Source organism: Streptomyces sp. NPDC053048 (genome assembly GCF_044547045.1).
GTDB lineage: Bacteria > Actinomycetota > Actinomycetes > Streptomycetales > Streptomycetaceae > Streptomyces.
This window is the reverse complement of the sequence record NZ_JBITZS010000002.1, coordinates 586,109-605,926: the sequence shown is the minus strand read 5'-3', so window position 1 is coordinate 605,926 and position 19,818 is coordinate 586,109. Positions and strand designations below refer to the sequence as shown.

Genomic DNA, 19,818 nt, shown 5'->3' with positions numbered 1-19,818 from the left:
TGGGAGACACCGCCTAGAGTCGGATGCCATGCAGCCCATCGACGTCACAGCGCTGACAGCAGACCCCTACGGCACCTACGCCGCGCTCCGCGAGGCCGGACCCGTACACCGCCTCATCGGCCCCGACGGCCTGCCCGCCTGGGTGGTGACCCGCTACGAGGACGTCCGCCGGGCGCTCGCCGACCCCCGGCTGTCGCTGGACAGGAGCAACGCCCTGCCCGGCAACTACAGCGGCTTCGCACTGCCTCCCGCGCTGGACGCCAACCTCCTGAACATGGACCCGCCCGACCACACCCGGGTGCGCCGGCTGGTGGCGAAGGCCTTCACGCCCGGCCGCGTCGACAGGCTCCGCGCCCCCGTCCGCGAGGCGGCCGGCGAACTCCTCGACGCCATCGAGGCCGAGGGGACCGGCCGTACGGACCTGCTCGCCACCTACGCGGGACCGCTGCCGATCGTCGTCATCTGCGATCTGCTGGGCGTCCCGCGGCACGCCCGGCGCGACTTCCGGGCCTGGACCGACGCGCTGGTCACCCCCGACCGTGAGCGGCCGCACCTGATGAAGGAGGCGATCGGCGGCCTGATGCGGTACATCACCGGCCTCATCGCCGCCAAGCGCGCCGAGCCCGGCGACGACCTGCTCTCCGACCTCATAGCCGTCCGGGACGGGCAGGACGCGCTCTCGGAGGACGAGCTGACCTCGCTCGCCTTCCTCATCCTGTTCGCCGGTTACGAGAACACGGTCCACCTCATCGCCAACGGCGTCCTCGCCCTTCTGGACCATCCCGAACTCCTGCGCGAGCTGCGAGCGAATCCGGACGGACTCGGAGCGGCCGTGGAGGAGCTCAACCGGTGGGACGGGCCGCTTCCGCTGGCGATCCGGCGCTTCCCGCTGGAGGACGTGGAGATCGGCGGAGTGAGTGTCCCGGCGGGCGAGACCGTGCTGCTCTCGCTCGCCTCGGCCAACCGGGATCCGGACCGGTTCCCCGACCCCGACCGCCTCGACCTGCGACGGGAGACGTCCGGGCACCTCGGGATGGGCCACGGCATCCACTACTGCCTGGGCGCCCCGCTGGCCAGGATGGAGACGGAGACGGCGCTGGCGGCGCTGCTGGAGCGCTTCGAAAAACTGGAACTCGACGTTCCGAGGGAGTCGCTGACCTGGCGTCCGGCCATCCGCGCACGTGGCCTGAATTCGCTCCCGGTGCGCTGGCAATCGGCAACCCGAACAGATTTTTGATGCATAACCCATCGTTGATGAGGTAGAACTGTCCTCGAGCCCGCCCGGTGTGCATCCCCCGTCGCACCGGGCGGGCCTTCGCCATCCGGCTCGCACACGCGTCGGCCGGATCAGCCGCTGCCCGGCGGGAACTTCAGCAGGGCGACCGCCGCCAGCATCTGGATGCTCACCGCCGCCACCGCCTTGTGCGTGGGCAGATGGTGCTGGCCGCGTATCAGCAGCACGGCGAGCGCGCAGCCGAAGGCCGCCGTCACCGAGGCGGCCGCGCGCACCGGGACGGAGCCCGCCGCCATCCAGGTGTCCAGGGCCAGCCGCGGCAGGTCGCTCGTCCAGAACAGGACGACGAACAGGCTCGCCGTCGGGGCGAACCGGCCGTTGCCGCCGAGCCGGCGGGCGATGGCGTGCGTGACGGCCCCCAGCAGGAAGCTGGCCAGCAGCATCACCGCCGAGCCGATGGCCATCGCCTCCAGGGCGAGCAGCGGGCTGAACCGCCACTGCCCCCAGAAGGAGTCCTTGGCCAGTGTCCCCAGCGCGCCGCACAGCAGGGACAGGAACGCCGCCGCCCCCCACACGCCCCGGTCGCGCGCCTCGTCGAGCACTTCGACGGGCCGGTACCAGAGCCCGAATATCAGGCGGTGCCACAGCAGCTTGCGCGGCTTGGCGGCGGGGGCGGGCGGGGGAGGAGCAGTGGTCAAGGGCATGGGTGCCGTTTTATCACCGTTCGGCCCGCCCGGCGGAGTCCGGGCCGGACGGCGACCGCCGGCGGACACCCCGTCAGGCGGGTGCGGGCTCCCGGCTGTCGGGCCCGGCGTCGCCGTCGGCCTCCCCGTCCGGACCGCCGCCGGGACCGCTGCCGGGACGGTCACCGGAACCGCTGCCGGGCTCACCGTCGCGCAGGTACTCCTCGCTGATCTCACGCGGCCCGAACGGCCACACCTTCTCGTACGCCGCCCACAGCACGAACGCCACACAGCCCGCGCCGACCCAGGCCAGCGACCACTCGATGGGATGGTGCCCCGGCGAGTTCTTGTCCGCGTACCCGAAGATGACCACCCAGCCCACGAACGCCACCAGGCTCGGCAGCGGGTACAGCCACATCCGGTACGGCCGCCGCAGCCCCGGCTGCCGGCGGCGCAGCACGGTCAGCGCCACGATCTGGGCCAGCGCCTGCACGATCACCATGACCGTCATCAGCAGCAGAATGATCGTCATCAGGCTGGTGTACCGGCCGATCAGGAAGCCGGCGGAGGCGATGACACCCATCGACAGCAGCGGCAGCACCGGGAAGCGGTGCACCGGGTGCAGCCTCGCGAAGGAGCGGAAGAACACCTTGTCCCGGGCCGCGTCGTACGGCACCCGGGAGCCGCCGAGGAGCCCGGCGAACAGCGAGGCGAAAGTGGTGACGAGGATCAGCACCGTGATGACGTCGGCGGCTGTCGGGCCCCAGGTCCGTTCCAGCATGACGGCGGCCACCGCGGCGTAGGCCGGCGAATCCTCTTTCGTCATCTCCTCCCAGTCGATCACGCCCAGGACGCCGATCTGGACCAGCAGGTAGATCGTCATGATGCCGAGGATGGAGAAGACGATCGCCCGGGGCAGCGTGCGCCCGGGGTCCTTGATCTCGGCGCCCAGGTAGGCCGCGGTGTTGTACCCGCCGTAGTCGTAGATGCCGTTCGTCAGGCCCGCCGCGAAGCCGATCCAGAAGCCGGACGTCGTGACCGCGAACGCGCCCTCGGGGTAGGTGAAGGCCATGCCCGGGTCGAAGTGGGTGAACGCCGCGACGATGACCAGCAGGACGCAGAGGATCATCACGCCCCACAGCACGGTGGTGATCCGCGCGATGTTCTCGACCCGTCGCCACAGCAGCGCGACGACCAGCGCGATGACGGCCAGACCCACGAGGTTGCCCTGGGTCCGCGTCATGCCGGGCCACAGATAGCCGAGGTACTGCACGAAGCCGAGCGCGCCGCTGGCCATGGCGAGCGGGATGAACAGCATGGCGGTCCACACGAACAGGAACGGCATCAGCCTGCCGGTGCGGTACTGGAAGGCCTGTCTGAGGTAGACGTAGCTGCCGCCCGCGCCCGGCATCGCGGCCCCCAGCTCCGCCCACACCAGCCCGTCCGCCAGGGCCAGTACCGCCCCGGCCACGAAGCCGATGACGGCCTGCGGGCCGCGGAACGCGCCGACCATCAGCGGGATGGTGATGAAGGGGCCGATACCGCACATCTGGCTCATGTTGATGGCCGTCGCCTGGAACGGCCCGATGCGCCGCACGAACCCTGTTGCCGGATCTGCCATGGCGGTCAGCCCTCTCTCCTCGTTCCACTGCACTCGTAGCACCGGCCCGCCCGACCCGTCCATCACCCGCGGGGTGTCGCAGACTCTGGTGGTCCGCCCGACGGACAGTCAAGATCTGTGCAGCGAAACCGAAAAGCGGACGAGAAGAAGGGGCAGCGGATGCGCGGAGGACGGATAGCCGTCGTGGGAGGCAGCATCGCGGGCTGCGCCACGGCCCTGGCCGCGACCCGGGCCGGGGCGGACGAGGTCGTGGTCTACGAGCGCGCGGCAGGCGGGCTCAGGGACCGGGGCCTGGGCCTCGCCGTCCACGACGAGCGCTACGCCGAACTGGAGGCCGCCGGCTACGTCGACGCGGCCATGCCATGGGTGCGCCTGACCCGTCGCAGCTGGCTCACCCGCGACGGCGGCGGCCGGTCCGGGCGGCGGCTGGGGCAGGTGCCGTTCCCCTTCCGCTCCTACAACTGGGGTTCGCTGTGGCGCGAGTTACGCGCCCGGATCCCGGCGTCCGTCGACTACCGCCAGGGCGCGGCCGTCGAGCGCGTGCTGCCCGAGCCCGACGGGGCCGTGCTGCACACCGCCGACGGGCGCGCGGAGCGCTTCGACCTGGTCGTCGGCGCGGACGGCTACCGCTCGGTCGTACGCGCCGTGACCCGGGCCGCCACGGTGCCCGCCTACGCCGGCTACCTGGCCTGGCGCGGCACCGTGCCCGCCGGGGCGCTGCCCGGTCCGCCCACGGCCTGGCCCGAGGACGAGGCGGCGACCGTCACCTTCCCCGGCGGCCATATGATCGCCTACCGCATCCCCGGCCCCGGCTCCACCGGCACCTGCGCCAACTGGGTCTTCTACGCCCCGCCGCCGCCCTCCTCCGCCTTCGTGCCGCGCGATCCGACGAGCCTGCCGCCCGGCACCGTCACCGACGAGCTCGTCGCCCACCACACCGCCGTCGTCGAGGAGCACTTCCCGCCCTACTGGCGGGAGTTGGTCGCCCGCACCCCCCGCTCCCAGGCCACCGTCCAGCCGCTGTACGACCTCGCCGTCCCGCACTACGGCGAGGGCCGGCTCGTCCTGGCGGGCGACGCGGCGGCCGTCGCCCGCCCCCACACGGGCAGCGGAGCGGTCAAGGCGCTGCAGGACGCCACGGTCCTCGAACGCTGCCTGCGCCGGGCCGGGACCTGGGACGAGGCGGTGGCGGCCTACGACGCCGAACGCTCGCCCGGCGGCCGGGCCATGGTCGCCCTCGCCCGCAGGCTGGGCCGGGCGCAGGTCCAGGCCACGCCCGACTGGGCGGCCATGGACCAGGAGGCGCTGGAGCGGTGGTGGCGCGACGCGGCCGACGGCGAGCGGGGCTTCGGCGGCCGGGCGCTCACGCCCTCATGAGCGGGCGCAGCCGAGCGACACGCACTCCTTGCGCACGCTGACGACCGGGGTGCCGCCGCCGCCCGGCTGCTCCTTGACCACCACCCGGGTCGGCCCGCCGCACGTCAGGCAGGACCGGGACGAGGGGTCGCGCTCGCGGTCGATCGCCGTGGCGATCCGCAGCAGCGGGTCGGCGTCGGTGTCGGACATGGGCCATCCCGTCACTTCCACGGTTGCTCGCTCTGCCAGGGGGTGCATCGTGGCGCACGTCCCCTGATCACGTCAGCGTGTCGGGCGCCGATCACCCGTCCGTGGCGGCCGCCGGTCCCGGTCCCGGACGGTCCGGGCCGCGCGGGGTCCGCGGGCCGGACCCCGGCGTCCGAGGGCGGCCGCATAGCATCGGGCGCATGCACGACCCCTACGTCCACGTGCGCGGAGCGCGGACCCACAACCTCAAGCACGTCGACGTCGACATCCCCCGCGACGCCCTCGTCGTCTTCACGGGCGTCTCCGGATCGGGGAAGTCCTCCCTCGCCTTCGGCACCGTCTACGCCGAGGCCCAGCGCCGCTACTTCGAGTCCGTCGCCCCCTACGCGCGGCGGCTGATCCACCAGGCCGGCGCCCCCGAGGCCGAGGAGATCACCGGGCTGCCGCCCGCCGTCGCGCTCGAGCAGCGGCGGTCGGCCCCCACCTCGCGCTCCTCCGTCGGCACCGTCACCACGCTCTCCAACTCCCTGCGCATGCTCTTCTCCCGCGCCGGCACCTACCCCGAGGGCGCCGCGCGGCTGGACTCCGACGCCTTCTCGCCCAACACCGCCGCCGGCGCCTGCCCCCGTTGCCAGGGCCTGGGCCAGGTCCACACCGTCACCGAGGACTCGCTCGTCCCCGACCCGTCGCTGTCCATCCGCGACGGGGCGATCGCCGCCTGGCCCGGCGCGTGGCAGGGCAAGAACCTCCGGGACATCCTCGACGCCCTCGGCCACGACGTCGACCGGCCCTGGCGCGAGCTGCCGGCCGCCGACCGCGAGTGGATCCTGTTCACCGACGAGCAGCCCGTCGTCACCGTGCACCCGGTGCGGGAGGCCGAACGCATCCAGCGCCCGTACAAGGGCACCTATATGAGCGCGCGCCGCTACGTCCTGCACACCTTCGCCGACTCCAAGAGCCCCGCGCTGCGGGCACGCGCCGAGCGGCACCTGGTGAGCGGCCCCTGCCAGGAGTGCGGCGGCCGCCGGCTGCGGGCCGAAGCGCTGGCGGTGACCTTCGCCGGGCGGGACATCGCCGCACTGACCGCGCTGCCACTGACCGCGCTGGCCGGCACGCTGCGCCCGGCAGCCGCCGGCGAGGGCGCCGCCGCGACGCTCGCCGCCGACCTGCTCGCCCGCATCGAGGTGCTCACCGAACTCGGCCTGGGCTACCTCAGCGTGGACCGCCCCACCCCGACCCTGTCGGCCGGCGAGCTGCAGCGGCTGCGCCTGGCCACCCAGCTGCGCTCCGGCCTGTTCGGCGTCGTCTACGTGCTGGACGAGCCGTCCGCCGGGCTGCACCCGGCGGACAGCGCCGCACTGCTGACCGTCCTGGACCGGCTGAAGACGGCCGGCAACTCGCTGTTCGTCGTCGAACACCACATGGACGTCGTGCGCCGCGCCGACTGGATCGTCGACGTCGGCCCCCTGGCCGGGGAGCACGGCGGGCGGGTGCTCTACAGCGGTCCGGTGGACGGCCTGGCGGACGTCACCGAATCCTCGACGCGCCGCTTCCTCTTCCCCGGCGCGGCCGCCGCGCCCGCCCGCGCGCCCCGCGAGCCCTCCGGGGCGCTGCGGCTGCGCGGCGTCACCCGGCACAACCTCCGCGACCTCGACGTGGACTTCCCGCTGGGCGTCTTCACGGCCGTCACCGGCGTGTCCGGCTCGGGCAAATCGACCCTCGTCGGGCAGGCCCTCGCCGACACCGTCGCCGCGCACCTGGACGGCGGGGAACCGGTGGGCACGGGCACGGCGCAGGGCCTGGAGGCCGTCCACCGGCTGGTGCGCGTCGACCAGAAGCCGATCGGCCGCACCCCGCGCTCCAACCTCGCCACCTACACCGGCCTGTTCGACGCCGTGCGCAAGGTCTTCGCCGCCACCGACGAGGCCCGCGCCCGCGGCTACACCGCCGGCCGGTTCTCCTTCAACGTCGCGGGCGGGCGCTGCGAGGTCTGCCAGGGCGAGGGGTTCGTCGCCGTCGAGCTGATGTTCCTGCCGGGCAGCTACGCGCCGTGCGACGCCTGCCGGGGAGCGCGCTACAACCCGGAGACGCTGGAGATCACCCACCGGGGCGCGAGCATCGCCGACGTCCTGGACATGACCGTCGACGCGGCCGCCGCCTTTCTGGACGACGTGCCCGCCGCGCGCCGCGGCCTGCGCACCCTGCGGGAGGTCGGCCTGGGCTACCTGCGGCTGGGCCAGCCCGCCACCGAGCTGTCGGGCGGCGAGGCACAGCGCATCAAGCTGGCCGCCGAGCTCCAGCGCACCCACCGCGGCCACACCCTGTACGTCCTGGACGAGCCCACGACCGGGCTGCACCCGGCCGACACCGAGGTGCTGCTGCGCCAGCTGCACGGCCTGGTCGACGCGGGCAACACGGTCGTGGTCGTCGAGCACGACATGGCCGTGGTGGCGGGCGCGGACCACGTCGTCGACCTGGGGCCCGGCGGGGGAGCCGAGGGCGGCCGCGTGGTGGCGCTCGGCACCCCGCATCAGGTGGCGCGGTCCACCGCGAGCGCCACCGCGCCCTACCTGGCCCGTGCCCTGAGCGGTTAGCCGCGCTCTGGACGGGACGCACCCCGCGTGGTTATGTCGGGCCAAGTGTTCGACCGGACCGACCAGTTGGGACGGCACACCATGGACCGTGCCCTGATCATCGGCGGTGGCATCGCCGGGCCCGTGACCGCGATGGCGCTGCGGCGGGCCGGGATCGAGGCGAGCGTGTACGAGGCGTCCCCGGCGGAGACGGACAACGCGGGCTCCTTCCTCACCCTCTTCGCCAACGGCCTCGCCGCGCTGCGCACCATCGGCGCAGACGGGCCGGTGCGCGAGGCCTCCTGCGCCGCCGAGGCCGTGGAGTTCGTCAGCGACACCGGCAGGCCGCTCGGGCGGCGGGCCCTGGCGGGCTCGTGGGAGGCGGGGTTCGCGCCGCGCACCCTGCCGCGCGCCGAGCTGTGCCGGGTGCTGCGCGAGGAGGCCGTCCGCCGGGGTGTGCGCGTCGAGTACGGCAAGCGCCTGGTCGACGTCGCCGTCCGGCCCGGCGGGACGGTCGTGGCGCTCTTCGCGGACGGCAGCCGCGCCGAGGGCACGATGGTCATCGGTGCGGACGGGATTCGCTCGCGCACCCGCGTCCTCCTCGACCCGGCCGCGCCCCCGCCCCGGCACACCGGGCAGATCACCGTCTGCGGCCGCACCCGCGACGCCGCCCACGCGCCACCGCCGCGCACCTACCGCATGTACTACGGCCGGCGCGGCCTCCTCGGCTGCACCACGGCCCCCGACGGCACCACCTTCTGGTTCGCCAACATCCCCGGCCCCGAGCTGCCCCGCGGCACCCTCGCCGCCGTCACCCCCGACCGGTGGCGCCGCCGCGTCGCCGCCGTCTTCGCCGAGGACGGCACCCGCGCCGCCGAGATCGTCGCGGCTGCCGGGGACGACATCGTGGGCGTCAACGCCTACGACCTTCCCAGCACCGCCGTCTGGCACGACGACCACATGGTCCTGGCCGGCGACGCCGCCCACGCCACCGCCCCCAACGCGGCCCAGGGCGCCTCCCTGGCCATCGAGGACGGCGTGGTGCTCGCCCGCTGCCTGCGCGACCTTCCCGCCGCGCGCGCCTTCGGCGCGTACGAGCGGCTGCGCCGCGAGCGCGTCGAGCGGGTCGTGGCCCTGAGCGCCGCCATGGCGGGCCGCCGGGCCCGCACCGCCGACGAGCGGCGCGAGCGCGACGCCGAGGTGGAGCGCCGCATGACGAAGGACCCCCGCACGGTGCTGAACTGGCTCACCGGCTACCGCATCGACTGGGCGGCGCCGGTGCACTGAGTTGCCGCCCCGGCGTGCTGCGGGAGACTGGAGCCATGCCGGAGCTTCCGGAGGTCGAGGCCCTCGCCGGGTATCTGACCGAGCACCTCGTCGGACGCCGGATCGAACGCGTGATGCCCGCGGCCGTGAGCGTCCTCAAGACCTACGACCCGCCGCCGGACGCCGTCGAGGGGCGTACGGTCACGGCTGTGCGCCGGCACGGCAAGTTCCTGGACCTGGCCACGGACGACGGCCCCCACCTGGTCTTCCACCTCGCCCGCGCCGGATGGCTGCACTGGCGCGAGAGCCTGCCCCAGGCTCCGCCGCGCCCCGGCAAGGGGCCGCTGGCGCTGCGGGTGCGCCTCGAGGGCGGCGACGGCTTCGACCTGACCGAGGCGGGCACCCAGAAGCGCCTGGCCGTGTACTGCGTCCGTGACCCCTCCGACGTCCCCGGCATCGCCCGGCTGGGCGCCGACCCGCTGTCGCCCGCCTTCACCCTCCAGGCCTTCGCCGGGCTGCTGCGCGCCGAGCGGCGGCAGGTCAAGGGCGTCCTGCGGGACCAGAGCGTGATCGCCGGCATCGGCAACGCCTACTCGGACGAGATCCTGCACGCGGCCCGCATGTCCCCGTTCAAGCTCGCCGCCACCTTGACGGACGCCGAGACCGCCGACCTGTACGAGGCGCTGGGCACCACCCTGCGCGAGGCCGTCGAGCGCTCGCGCGGCCACGCGGCGGCCGAGCTGAAGGCGGAGAAGAAGACCGGCCTGAAGGTGCACGGCCGCACCGGGCAGCCCTGTCCGGTGTGCGGGGACACCATCCGCGAGGTCTCCTTCAGCGACTCCTCGCTGCAGTACTGCCCCACATGCCAGACCGGCGGCAAGCCCCTGGCCGACCGCCGGCTGTCCCGGCTGCTGAAATGACCGCCCTTGAAATAACCGCCCTTGACACAACCGCCCGGCGCCGGATCAGTCCTGGGGGATCCCCCGGGCGTCGGCGTGCCGCAGCTCCGAGTGCCGGTAGGAGTAGGCGAAGTACACCACCAGCCCGATGACGAACCACACCGCGAACCGCGCCCAGGTCTCCCACGCCAGATAGGTGATCAGCCAGATCGACGCGGCGACCCCGACGCCGGGGACGACCGGCACCCACGGGCAGCGGAACGAGCGCGGCAGGTCCGGCCGCCGGTAGCGCAGCACGATCACGGCGGTGCACACCACGGCGAAGGCCAGCAGGATGCCGATGTTGGTCAGCTCCGCCGCCTCGCCGATCGGCACGAAGCCGGCGATCAGCGCCGAGGCGACGCCCACGATCCACGTCACCCGGGTCGGCACGTGCCGCGTGGGGTGGGTGTGGGCGAACCACTTCGGCAGCAGCCCGTCACGGCTCATCGCGAACCACACGCGCGTCACACCGAGCATGAAGGTGAACATCACGGTGAGGATGCCGATGATCGCGCCGACCGCGATGACGTCGGCGATGCCGGCCAGGCCCACCGACTTGAAGGCCGTGGAGAAGCCGCTCTCCTTGTCGATGGCCGAGTAGTGCTGCATGCCCGTCAGCACCAGGCAGGCCAGCACGTACAGCACCATCGAGATCGCCAGCGAGTACATGATCGCGCGGGGCATGTGCCGCTGGGCGTCCTTGGACTCCTCGGCCGCCGTCGACATCGCGTCGTAGCCGAACACCGCGAAGAAGACCGTGGCCGCTCCCGTGAACGCGCCGCTGACGCCGAAGGGGAAGAAGGGGGAGTAGTTGGTGCTCTTGACGTGGAAGAAGCCCACGACGATCACCAGGAGCACCACCAGGACCTTCAGCACCACGACCACGGTCTCGAACCGGGCCGCGTTCTTGATGCCCATCGTCAGCAGGTAGGCGATCAGCAGGCACAGCACCGCCGCGAACAGGTCGACCCGGTGCCCGTCGCCCGTGCCTGGCGCCCCCAGCATCCAGGAGGGCAGCTCGGCGTTCATCTCCCCCAGCAGGAAGTTGATGTAGCCCGAGATGCCGATGGCCACGACCGCGACGATCGCCGTGTACTCCAGCAGCAGGTCCCAGCCGATGAACCAGCCGCCGATCTCGCCGATCACCGCGTAGCCGTAGGTGTAGGCGGACCCGGCCCGCGGGATCAGGCCCGCGAACTCCGCGTACGAGAAGGCCGCCGCCGCGCTCGCAATGCCCGCGATGAGGAAGGAGACCAGCACGGCCGGGCCCGCCACGCCGTTGGCGATGGTCCCCGCCAGGGAGAAGATGCCCGCGCCGATGATGCCGCCGACGCCGATCGCGGTCAGCTGCCACAGGCCCAGGGTGCGGGTCAGGCGCTCACCGTGCGCCTCGGTCTCCTCCGCCTCCTCGATCGTCTCGATCGGCTTGCGGCGCCATACGCCCTGCCCCGTGTCGAGCCCTGCCATGGCCTCGTCCTCTCGTCGGCTCTGGGGGCGGCTCGCCCCTGGACAAACAGCCGCGAATCACCGTCATCATGGCCGAGCGGGGGCGACGACGGAAGGCGCCGCCCCGCACCCGTCCCGGGGTTCAGCCGATGGCGGGCGGCACCGACCGCGCGCCCGTCCCCCACCCGGACGGCTCCGGCCCGACCGTGAACTCCAGCCGCTCGCTCCGCCGGATCGCCTCCGTCGTCAGGTACGTGCGCTCGTGCGCGGCCCCGTCCAGCCGCACCGACCGCACATAGCGGTCCGTGCGCGAGGTGCCCGGCGCGCTCACCGTGAACCGGCCCCGCGGGTACCAGCGCCGGTCCAGCCGCAGGTCCACCCGGTCGAAGACCGGCGTGCTCAGGCCCCACACGTCCGCCCCCGGCTGGACGGGGTACACCCCGATGGCGGACAGCACCATCCACGCCGACATCGTGCCCAGGTCGTCGTTGCCGGTCATGCCGGTGGGAGAGTCGGTGAACAGGGTGAGCGCCGCGTGCACCACGTCGGTGGTCTTCCACGGCCTGCCCGTGGACAGGTAGGTGTAGGGGGCGATGAGGTCCGGCTCGTTCTGCGGGTTGTACTTGTCGGCGTTGTAGTAGTCGTACGGGCCGTTGACCCACACCTGGCGGGCGGTGCGCTCGGGGTCGGCGAGCAGCCGGTCGTAGGCGAAGAAGGAGTCCAGCCGCCTGTCCGTGGCGTCCTTGCCGCCCAGCAGCCGCACCAGGCCGGGCAGGTCCTGCGGCACCAGCCACTGGTACTGCCAGGCCGTGCCCTCATGGAAGCCGGGGCTCCGGGAGGGATCGGCCGAACCGGTGAAGGCACCCTTCGCGTCCCGCGGCCGGAAGAAGCCGGTCGACGGGTCGAAGAGCCCGCGGTAGTTGCGCGAGCGCTCCGCATAGCGCTCGGCGTCCGCCCGGTGCCCCAGCTCGCGGGCCATCCGGGCGAGCACCCCGTCGGCCAGCGCGTACTCCAGGGTCGCCGAGGCGCCCTCGTGGAAGTCGGAGTCGCCGGGCTTGCGGCGGGCCCGGTCGGGCAGGTACGGCACGAAACCGTCCCGCAGGTACGGCTCGTTGCCCTCCCGCCCGATGAACGGCGAGGCCGCCGGCGGCACGCCGTCCGCGTTCTTCTTCAGCGCCCGGTAGGCCTCCTCCTCATGACCCTTCAGCAGCCCGTGCTGATAGGCGTTGGTGAGGAACGGCGTCACCGGGTCGCCGGTCATGATGTTGGTCTCGACCGGCCCGTAGCCCCACTTGGGCAGCCAGCCGGCGTCCGCGTCGATCCGCAGCACCGACAGCGCCATGTCCCGCGACTCGCGCGGCGCCAGCAGCGCCAGCAGCTGCGCCTGGGTGCGGTAGGTGTCCCACAGCGACCAGTTCTGGTAGTACGTGAAGCCCTTGGCCCGGTGGACGCGCTGGTCCCAGCCCATGTAGCGGCCGTCGACGTCGCTGCCGATGTTGGGCGCGAGGAACGAGCGGTACAGGGACGAGTAGAAGGTGCGGCGCAGGGTGCGGCTGCCGCCCTGGACCGCCACGTCGCCCAGCCGCCGCTCCCAGGCCTCGCGCGCCGCCTCGGCCGTACGGTCGAAGCCGGCCTCCTCGGCCCGCAGATTGGCCGCCGCGCCTGCGGCGTCCACGTAGCTGACGGCCGTGCCGGCCTCCACGTCCCGGTCGCGCGTGGTGTCGAAGCGGACCCAGGCGCCATTGCGCGTGAGCGAGGTGGAGGCCCGCGAGCCGCGCGAGAGGCCGTCGGCGTTCCAGGTGCCGAAGGAGCTGAACGGCCGGTCGAAGCGGGTGAGCGTGTGCAGCGTGTACGGGCGGGTGTCCTGGCAGAAGCCCCGGCCGGTGATCGTGGTGCGCACGGTGCGGTTGTCGACGATCTCGACGCTGGTGGAGACCGTCTTGTGCAGCGACTGCCCGGTGTTGAACAGCACGTTGGCCTGCTCGGTGGCCGGGAACGTGTAGCGCTGCCGCCCGGTGCGGGCGGTCGCGGTCAGCTCGGCGGTGATGCCGCCGTACGAGCCGAGCCGGACCCGGTAGTAGCCGGGGCGGGCCGTCTCGTCGCGGTGGCTGAACGCGGCGGCATAGCGGGCGTTGTCGGTCGCCTGGACCTCGCCGGTGGTCGGCAGCACGGGCAGGTCCCCGCCGATGCGGCAGCCGACGCCGGACAGGTGCACGGTGCTGAAGCCGCGGATGTGGTCGTCCTTGTAGTCGTACCCCGTGTTGTGCCCGGTGTCGGGCGAGAGCTGCACCATGCCGAACGGCACGGCGGCGCCGGGGAAGGTGTTGCCCTCGTTCTGGGTGCCGATGAAGGGGTTGACCAGCCCCGTGAGGCCGGCCGCGGGCGCGGCGGGCGCTGGGGGCGCGAGCGCGGTGGAGGCCAGCACCGCCGCCAGGGCGAGCGCGGCCGCGCCGGAGCGGCGCGGCAGGGGGTGTGCGGTCCGTCGTCTCATGCGGCCACGCCTTTCGGCTGACGTCGTGTCAGCGTGAGGCTCGCCCGGGGCGTGAGGGGAGTCAAGGATGCGCCGGATGGTGGGCGTGGTGTTCCGGACACCCCCGGGGCGCGCCCTCACCCGTTCGGCGCAGGACCCGTCGTCGGCCCGGCCGGGCGGTCTCAGTAGAGTCGGCGTGATCCAGCGATCGTGCCGCTGCACCCCGACCAAGGAATCGTTCCCCATCGTGCGCCTTCGTGAACTCGCCGGCGTGGGGCCGTTCTTCGCCCTGCGCGAGGACCGCCCCGACGACCCCGAGGGCTACCTTCCGCTCGGCCCCGAGGTCATGCGCTCCCGCATCACGACCGTCGCCGGGCGGCTGGGGACGACGGACCGGCGGGTGGCGGCGTCCATCGCCTTCCAGGGCGTCGCCGGGCGCCTGCTGTCCATCGGGCTGGGCTCGGCCGTACTGACCGGGCACGTACCCGACCTCGCGGCCTGCGGCGGCCTGCGCTGGCACCCCGCCCGTACCGCCCCCGACGATCTGTGGCTGCCCGGGACGCCCGTCGCGCTCCCGCCCGCCGGCGATCCGGCGGAGCGGGCCGCCCGCGTCTCGGCCACGGTCCTGCACGGCCTGCTCGTACCGCTGCACGACGCCACCCGCACGGCGACCGGCGTCTCCGCGCGGCTGCTGTGGGGCAACGCCGGGTCCTCCCTCGCCGGCTCCCTGCGCGTCCTGCACTCCTGGTGCCACGAGCGGGGCCGGCAGCGGGACGCCGAGCAGGCGCTCGAGGTCACCCGCGCCCTCTTCGAGGACCCGCTGCTGCGCGCCACGGGGACGCTGACGAGCACGCCCGCCGGCATCGCCTTCGAACGCACCACCTGCTGCCTGTACTACCGGCTGCCCACGGGCGGCCTGTGCGGCGACTGCGTGCTGCGTCACCCGCCCCGCGAACGCTGATCACCGGCGAACACCGGCGGCCACTGTCCCGGCGCGAGCACCCCGAGCACGTACGCCTTCGCCACCAGGGCCGTCCGGTTCGGCACCCGCCAGCGGCGCGTGAGGCGGGACAGGTGGTAGTTGACGCCGTCCACGGTCAGGCCGACCGCCTTGCCGATGGCGGCCGTCGTCGCCCCCGTCGCTGCCAGCGCGAGGATGCGCCCCTCCACCTCGCTGACCTCCGCCACCGGCCCGGCCGCCGGCACCTCGGCCCGCACCCTCAGCACCGCCAGCAGCATCGGGTACGCCAGCGACGCGTCGCCGACCGGATCCACCAGGAGCTCGCCCTCGCGCTCCGCCCCTCGCGTCCCCGCCGGCCAGCGCACCTCGATGGTGTACCGGGAGCGGCGGCCCAGCCGCAGGGCCTCGGCGAGCCGGCCGAGCTGGGCGGTCGCGTTGCGGCTGGGACGGAAGAGGTCCAGCAGATTGCGGCCGCGCACCCGGCCGGGGACCGTGCCCCACTCCGCCGCCATGGCCGGGTTCGCCACGGTCACCTCGCCCTGCGCCGTGCACACGGCGATCGGGACGGGGATCCGGTCGAGCAGCACCAGGAAATGGTTGCGCCACGCGAAGTACTCCTCGCTGTTCACCTGTTCCCGGCTCCCTCGCTCGTACAGTGCCCGGCCGGACGCGCAAGAGCGACACGCCGCCGGTCACTGCACAATCATGCAGTGACCGCGCCCGGCGGGTCGGTGCGGGGCGGCCAGGCTGAACGCATGACCCACGCGACCCAGGACAAGACGGCCGTCGTCCCCCTCGTGGACGTCTCGGCCGTAGGCGCCAGCGACACCCCGCTGCAGCAGACGATGCGACTGGCCCGGCGGCACGGCCCGATATTCCGCCGCAGGCTGCACGGCACCGACCGGCTCTTCGTCCACTCCCTCGACCTCGTCGCCGAACTCGCCGACGAGGAGCGCTTCACCAAGCACGTCGGCCCGGCGCTGGAGAACGTCCGCGAGTTCACCGCCGACGGACTGTTCACCGCCTACAACCACGAGCCCAACTGGGCCAAGGCGCACGACATCCTGATGCCCGCCTTCGCCCTCGGCTCGATGCGCGCCTACCACCCGGCCATGCTGAAGGTCTGCCGCCGCCTCATCGACGCATGGGACGCCCGCCTCGGCCGCGGCGAAGCCGTCGACGTCGCCGAGGACATGACCCGCATGACGCTCGACACCATCGGGCTCGCCGGGTTCGGCTACGACTTCGAGTCGTTCACCCGCGGCGACGAACCCCACCCCTTCGTCGCCGCCATGGTGCGCTGCCTGGACTGGAGCATGAACCAGCTCGGCCGCGACCCCGACGGCGACCACGCGGAGGAGGACGCGGCCTTCCGCGCGGACGCCGCGTTCCTCGCCACCGTCGTGGACGACGTCGTCGGCGCCCGCACCGCCTCCGGCGACACCCGCACCGACGACCTCCTCGGCCTGATGCTGGGCGCCCCGCACCCCGCCGACGGCACCACCCTCGACCCGGCCAACATCCGCAACCAGGTCATCACCTTCCTCATCGCCGGCCACGAGACCACCTCCGGCGCCCTGTCCTTCGCCCTCCACCACCTGCTGAAGGACCCCGTCGCGCTGCGCCTGGCCCAGCGCGAGACGGACGAGCTGTGGGGCGACACACCGGACCCCGAGCCGTCGTTCGAGGACATCGGGCGGCTGCGCTGGACCCGCCAGGTGCTCAACGAGGCGCTGCGCCTGTGGCCCACGGCCGCCGCCTTCGCCCGCGAGGCCCGCGAGGACACCCTGCTCGCCGGCCGCTACCCGCTGCGCGCCGGGGAGGGCGTCACCGTCCTCACCCCGATGCTGCACCGCGAGCCGGCCTGGGGCGACAACCCCGAACTCTTCGACCCCACCCGCTTCGCCCCCGAGGCGGAGGCGGCCCGCTCCCCGCACGCCTACAAGCCGTTCGGCACCGGCGAGCGCGCCTGCATCGGCCGGCAGTTCGCCCTGCACGAGGCCACCATGCTCCTGGGGCTACTGGTCCACCGCTATCGCCTCATCGACAGCGCCGGCTACCGGCTGCGCGTCAAGGAGACCCTCACCCTCAAGCCCGACGGCTTCACCCTCACCCTCGCACGCCGCACCCCCGCCGACCGGGTCACCAACCGCGCGGCCCTGCCGGGCACCACACGGCCGCGCACACGGGCGGACGCCCCCGGCAGCGCACTGCCCACCCGCGCCCGCCAGGGCACCGGACTGCTGGTCCTGCACGGCTCCAACTACGGCACCTGCCGCGAGACGGCCCGCACCCTCGCCGACGAGGCCGGCCGCCTCGGCTTCGACGCCACCGTCGCCCCGCTGGACGAACACACCGGCGCGCTGCCGGCCGACACCCCTGTGGTCGTGGTCGCCGCGTCGTACAACGGACGGCCGACCGACGACGCGACCGGCTTCGTCCGGTGGGCCGAGCACACCGCCGGTCCGGGCGCCGCCGACGGCGTCCACTACGCCGTCCTGGGCGTCGGGGACCGCAACTGGGCCGCCACCTACCAGCGCGTGCCCACCCTCCTCGACGAACGCCTCGCAGCCCTCGGCGGCACCCGCCTGCTGCCCCGCGCCGAGGCCGACGCGTCGGGCGACCTGACGGGCACCGTCGAGGAGTTCACCCGCGACCTGTGCCGGACGCTGCTGGAGAAGTACGGCGACCCGGCGAGCGCGGGGGAGACGGCGGACGGGACGGCGGACGCGACGGCCGCCACGGCGCAGGACGGGCCCGCGTACACCGTCACCGAGGTCCCGGGCGACGGCGGCCCGCTCGCCGCGCTCGCCGCACGCCACGGCATGACGCCGATGACGGTCACCGAGGCCGACGAACTCACCGGCCCGGCACATCCGCGCAAGAAGCACTTCCTGCGGCTCGCCCTGCCCGACGGCACCACGTACCGCACCGCCGACCACCTCACCGTCCTGCCCGTCAACGCCCCGGACCTTGTCACCCGCGCCGCCGCGCTCTTCGGGACCGCCCCCGAGACCGTCCTCGCCGTCCAGCCGCGCCGCCCCGGACGCGAGAGCTTGCCGATCAGCGGGCCGCTGACCGTGCGCGAACTCCTCTCCCACCACCTCGAGCTGCAGCAGCGCCCCACGGCACGCCATCTCCGCCTGCTGGCCGACCGCAACCCCTGCCCGCCCGAACAGGCCGCCCTGCGCGCCGTGACCGCCGACGACCCGCGCACCACGCTGGACCTGATCGAGGACCACCCCGCCCTGCGCGGCACTCTGCGCCCGGCGGACCTGCTCGAACTGCTGCCCCCGCTGCGCCCCCGGCACTACTCCATCTCCTCCTCCCCGGCCACCGCTCCCCGCCACGCCGACCTGATGGTCTCGGTCCTGGACGCGCCCGCCCGCTCCGGCCGTGGCCGCTTCCGGGGCACCGGCTCCGGCCACCTCGCCGGGCTGCGTCCCGGGGACACCGTCCTGGCCCGCGTCCAGCCGTGCCGCGAGGCGTTCCGCGTCACCGACCACGAGCGGACGCCGGTCGTCATGGTCGCCGCCGGTACCGGCCTGGCCCCCTTCCGGGGCGTGGTCGCCGACCGCGTCGCTCGCGCGGCCACCGGCACCGAACTCGCCCCGGCACTGCTGTACTTCGGCTGCGACGCGCCGGACGCCGACTTCCTGCACTCCGCCGAACTGCTGGCGGCACAGGACGCGGGCGCGGTCTCCGTCCGCCCGGCGTTCAGCACCCTCGAGGGCCCCGGCAACCCGTTCGTCCAGCACCGCATGGCGGCCGAGGCGGACGAACTGTGGCCCCTCCTCCAGGCCGGCGCCCGGGTGTACGTCTGCGGTGACGGCACCCGCATGGCCCCGGGCGTACGCGCCGCGCTGCGCGACCTGTACGCCCACCGCACGGGCGTCGACGCCCAGGCGGCCGACGCGTGGCTGCGGGAACTGACGGACGCGGGGCGCTACGTGGAGGACGTGTACGCGGCGGGGTGAGCGCCCGCGGGCGGGGGCGGTGCCGCGCCGCCGGCGCCGCGGGGCCTCAGGTGTCCTCGATCCGGAAGCCCACCTTGAGGCCCACTTGGATGTGGCCGATCTCGCCGTTCTCGAGGTGGCCCCGGATCTGGGTCACCTCGAACCAGTCCAGCTCCCGCAGTGTCTGCGCGGCGCGGCTGATCGCGTTGCGGATCGCCGCGTCGACGCTCTCCGGCGACGAGCCGACGATCTCGGTCACCCGATAGGTGTGATTGGACATGAGCCCACCGTGCCCCACCCGCGGCGGCTCCGCGAGGCGAGTGGGCCGGGCGGGGTCTACACCGGGCCGTTCAGGTCGAGGGTGTTCCGATGGGGCACCGGCGCGGTCGGCTCGGTGCCCACCGGACGGGTCGCCGTGTAGAGCGCGATCACCGTGTCCGTTTCCCCGTCCACGACCGGGATGACCTTCGGGATGACGTCGCCGCCCCCGCTCAGCCTCAGCACCAGCACGCCGTCGCGGTCGTGATCCAGCGACAGGGCTCCGGCCCCGCCCTCCTGCTCAGCCATGCCCCGGAGGCTACCCGCCGCGCCACCGCCAGGCCTTCACCCGATCGGGTGCCGTTACGGAACCACCGTCACCGGCCAGCGCCCCGCCTTCACCAGCCGCACCGCCACCGAGCCGACGAAGCGGTGCCCCGCCTGCTCGGAGGCGCCGACGACCACGGCGTCCGCCTTGAGGTCGTCGGCGGCCCGCACCAGGCCCGCGTAGGGGTCGCCGCGGAAGGTGTGGAACTGCCAGCGCATCGCGTAGACGCCGCGCAGGCGGTCGGTGGTCTCGCGGATCTCCGCCAGCAGTTCCTCGGCGACCTCCTCCGTCATCTCCGCCACCGGGGCGCCCAGGGCCGCGCTGCCGGCCAGGACCGGCTGCACATAGACGACCGCGAGCAGGGCGTTCTGGCGGCGTGCCAGGCCCGCCGCGTAGGCGGCGGCCCGCCAGGACGTGTCGGATCCGTCCACACCGACGACGATGACCTTGGGGCCGTCGGTGCCGCGTTCGAAGCCGGCCGGCAGGCCGTCGTCGCGCGTCTCCTCGTTCACCGGGGC

General features: G+C 73.8%; 16 protein-coding genes. 7 read left to right on the top strand and 9 right to left on the bottom strand.

The genetic code is table 11. From position 1 onward, the window contains the following. The first annotated feature begins 28 nt into the window (after positions 1-28). Positions 29-1,237 (top strand): cytochrome P450, encoded by a 1,209-nt coding sequence (locus ACIG36_RS07530; RefSeq protein ID WP_399923486.1) that lies wholly within the window; start codon positions 29-31, stop codon positions 1,235-1,237. Between the two features lie 110 nt (positions 1,238-1,347). Here ACIG36_RS07530 and ACIG36_RS07525 read toward each other — a convergent pair whose 3' ends face one another. Then, positions 1,348-1,938 carry a YIP1 family protein gene (locus tag ACIG36_RS07525; RefSeq protein ID WP_399923483.1) on the bottom strand — a complete coding sequence of 197 codons (591 nt, stop codon included), beginning with the start codon at positions 1,936-1,938 and terminating at the stop codon, positions 1,348-1,350. Positions 1,939-2,011: 73 nt separating this feature from the next. After that, entirely contained in the window at positions 2,012-3,538 is a 1,527-nt protein-coding gene (locus ACIG36_RS07520; RefSeq protein ID WP_399923479.1) for an APC family permease, read from the bottom strand. A 159-nt stretch (positions 3,539-3,697) separates the two neighbouring features. On the opposite strand from ACIG36_RS07520, the gene ACIG36_RS07515 reads away from it, so the two are divergent. Then, positions 3,698-4,915 carry an FAD-dependent monooxygenase gene (locus tag ACIG36_RS07515; RefSeq protein ID WP_399923476.1) on the top strand — a complete coding sequence of 406 codons (1,218 nt, stop codon included), beginning with the start codon at positions 3,698-3,700 and terminating at the stop codon, positions 4,913-4,915. On the opposite strand, the gene ACIG36_RS07510 is transcribed toward ACIG36_RS07515, so the two are convergent. Then, entirely contained in the window at positions 4,910-5,104 is a 195-nt protein-coding gene (locus ACIG36_RS07510; RefSeq protein WP_399923473.1) for a hypothetical protein, read from the bottom strand. The genes ACIG36_RS07515 and ACIG36_RS07510 overlap by 6 nt on opposite strands. Positions 5,105-5,301: 197 nt before the next feature. On the opposite strand from ACIG36_RS07510, the gene ACIG36_RS07505 reads away from it, so the two are divergent. The 3 genes from ACIG36_RS07505 to ACIG36_RS07495 are packed head-to-tail and all read left to right on the top strand — an operon-like array spanning position 5,302 to position 9,860. Continuing rightward, positions 5,302-7,695, top strand: a complete 2,394-nt coding sequence (locus ACIG36_RS07505; RefSeq protein ID WP_399923470.1) for an ABC transporter — start codon at positions 5,302-5,304, stop codon at positions 7,693-7,695. Positions 7,696-7,740: 45 nt separating this feature from the next. Next, on the top strand, positions 7,741-8,961 hold the full coding sequence (locus ACIG36_RS07500) for an FAD-dependent monooxygenase (RefSeq protein WP_399923467.1): 1,221 nt from the start codon (positions 7,741-7,743) through the stop codon (positions 8,959-8,961). Between the two features lie 35 nt (positions 8,962-8,996). Next, positions 8,997-9,860, top strand: a complete 864-nt coding sequence (locus ACIG36_RS07495) for an Fpg/Nei family DNA glycosylase (protein WP_399923464.1) — start codon at positions 8,997-8,999, stop codon at positions 9,858-9,860. Positions 9,861-9,905: 45 nt separating this feature from the next. Here ACIG36_RS07495 and ACIG36_RS07490 read toward each other — a convergent pair whose 3' ends face one another. Together ACIG36_RS07490 and ACIG36_RS07485 are read right to left on the bottom strand one after the other, a co-directional pair. Continuing rightward, complete coding sequence (locus ACIG36_RS07490; protein WP_399923461.1) at positions 9,906-11,348, bottom strand: amino acid permease; 1,443 nt, start codon at positions 11,346-11,348, stop codon at positions 9,906-9,908. Positions 11,349-11,469: 121 nt separating this feature from the next. Next, complete coding sequence (locus tag ACIG36_RS07485; protein ID WP_399923458.1) at positions 11,470-13,818, bottom strand: GH92 family glycosyl hydrolase; 2,349 nt, start codon at positions 13,816-13,818, stop codon at positions 11,470-11,472. A 226-nt stretch (positions 13,819-14,044) separates the two neighbouring features. Here ACIG36_RS07485 and ACIG36_RS07480 point away from each other — a divergent pair, with 226 nt between their 5' ends. After that, complete coding sequence (locus tag ACIG36_RS07480) at positions 14,045-14,758, top strand: (2Fe-2S)-binding protein (RefSeq protein ID WP_399923455.1); 714 nt, start codon at positions 14,045-14,047, stop codon at positions 14,756-14,758. Here ACIG36_RS07480 and ACIG36_RS07475 read toward each other — a convergent pair. Further along, positions 14,737-15,387, bottom strand: a complete 651-nt coding sequence (locus ACIG36_RS07475; RefSeq protein ID WP_399923452.1) for a PAS domain-containing protein — start codon at positions 15,385-15,387, stop codon at positions 14,737-14,739. The genes ACIG36_RS07480 and ACIG36_RS07475 overlap by 22 nt on opposite strands. A gap of 126 nt (positions 15,388-15,513) precedes the next feature. On the opposite strand from ACIG36_RS07475, the gene ACIG36_RS07470 reads away from it, so the two are divergent. Continuing rightward, on the top strand, positions 15,514-18,735 hold the full coding sequence (locus tag ACIG36_RS07470; RefSeq protein WP_399923449.1) for a bifunctional cytochrome P450/NADPH--P450 reductase: 3,222 nt from the start codon (positions 15,514-15,516) through the stop codon (positions 18,733-18,735). A 46-nt stretch (positions 18,736-18,781) separates the two neighbouring features. Here the strand turns inward: ACIG36_RS07470 and ACIG36_RS07465 are convergent, their stop codons facing one another. From ACIG36_RS07465 to ACIG36_RS07455, 3 genes are read right to left on the bottom strand one after another with little or no spacing between them, the layout of a single operon-like run. After that, on the bottom strand, positions 18,782-18,994 hold the full coding sequence (locus ACIG36_RS07465; protein WP_399923447.1) for a dodecin: 213 nt from the start codon (positions 18,992-18,994) through the stop codon (positions 18,782-18,784). Between the two features lie 56 nt (positions 18,995-19,050). Then, a complete protein-coding gene (locus ACIG36_RS07460; protein WP_399923444.1) occupies positions 19,051-19,281 on the bottom strand; it encodes a hypothetical protein in 231 nt (76 codons plus the stop codon). 54 nt (positions 19,282-19,335) lie between these two features. Further along, complete coding sequence (locus ACIG36_RS07455; protein ID WP_399923441.1) at positions 19,336-19,812, bottom strand: universal stress protein; 477 nt, start codon at positions 19,810-19,812, stop codon at positions 19,336-19,338. Positions 19,813-19,818: the final 6 nt, after the last annotated feature.

What these genes read in the sequence shown, in the direction of transcription:
- ACIG36_RS07530 (WP_399923486.1), top strand. Translation starts at nt 29, where the DNA reads ATGCAGCCCATCGACGTCACAGCGCTGACAGCAGACCCCTACGGCACC.
- ACIG36_RS07525 (WP_399923483.1), bottom strand. Translation starts at nt 1,938, where the DNA reads ATGCCCTTGACCACTGCTCCTCCCCCGCCCGCCCCCGCCGCCAAGCCG.
- ACIG36_RS07520 (WP_399923479.1), bottom strand. Translation starts at nt 3,538, where the DNA reads ATGGCAGATCCGGCAACAGGGTTCGTGCGGCGCATCGGGCCGTTCCAG.
- ACIG36_RS07515 (WP_399923476.1), top strand. Translation starts at nt 3,698, where the DNA reads ATGCGCGGAGGACGGATAGCCGTCGTGGGAGGCAGCATCGCGGGCTGC.
- ACIG36_RS07510 (WP_399923473.1), bottom strand. Translation starts at nt 5,104, where the DNA reads ATGTCCGACACCGACGCCGACCCGCTGCTGCGGATCGCCACGGCGATC.
- ACIG36_RS07505 (WP_399923470.1), top strand. Translation starts at nt 5,302, where the DNA reads ATGCACGACCCCTACGTCCACGTGCGCGGAGCGCGGACCCACAACCTC.
- ACIG36_RS07495 (WP_399923464.1), top strand. Translation starts at nt 8,997, where the DNA reads ATGCCGGAGCTTCCGGAGGTCGAGGCCCTCGCCGGGTATCTGACCGAG.
- ACIG36_RS07490 (WP_399923461.1), bottom strand. Translation starts at nt 11,348, where the DNA reads ATGGCAGGGCTCGACACGGGGCAGGGCGTATGGCGCCGCAAGCCGATC.
- ACIG36_RS07485 (WP_399923458.1), bottom strand. Translation starts at nt 13,818, where the DNA reads ATGAGACGACGGACCGCACACCCCCTGCCGCGCCGCTCCGGCGCGGCC.
- ACIG36_RS07470 (WP_399923449.1), top strand. Translation starts at nt 15,514, where the DNA reads ATGACCCACGCGACCCAGGACAAGACGGCCGTCGTCCCCCTCGTGGAC.
- ACIG36_RS07465 (WP_399923447.1), bottom strand. Translation starts at nt 18,994, where the DNA reads ATGTCCAATCACACCTATCGGGTGACCGAGATCGTCGGCTCGTCGCCG.
- ACIG36_RS07460 (WP_399923444.1), bottom strand. Translation starts at nt 19,281, where the DNA reads ATGGCTGAGCAGGAGGGCGGGGCCGGAGCCCTGTCGCTGGATCACGAC.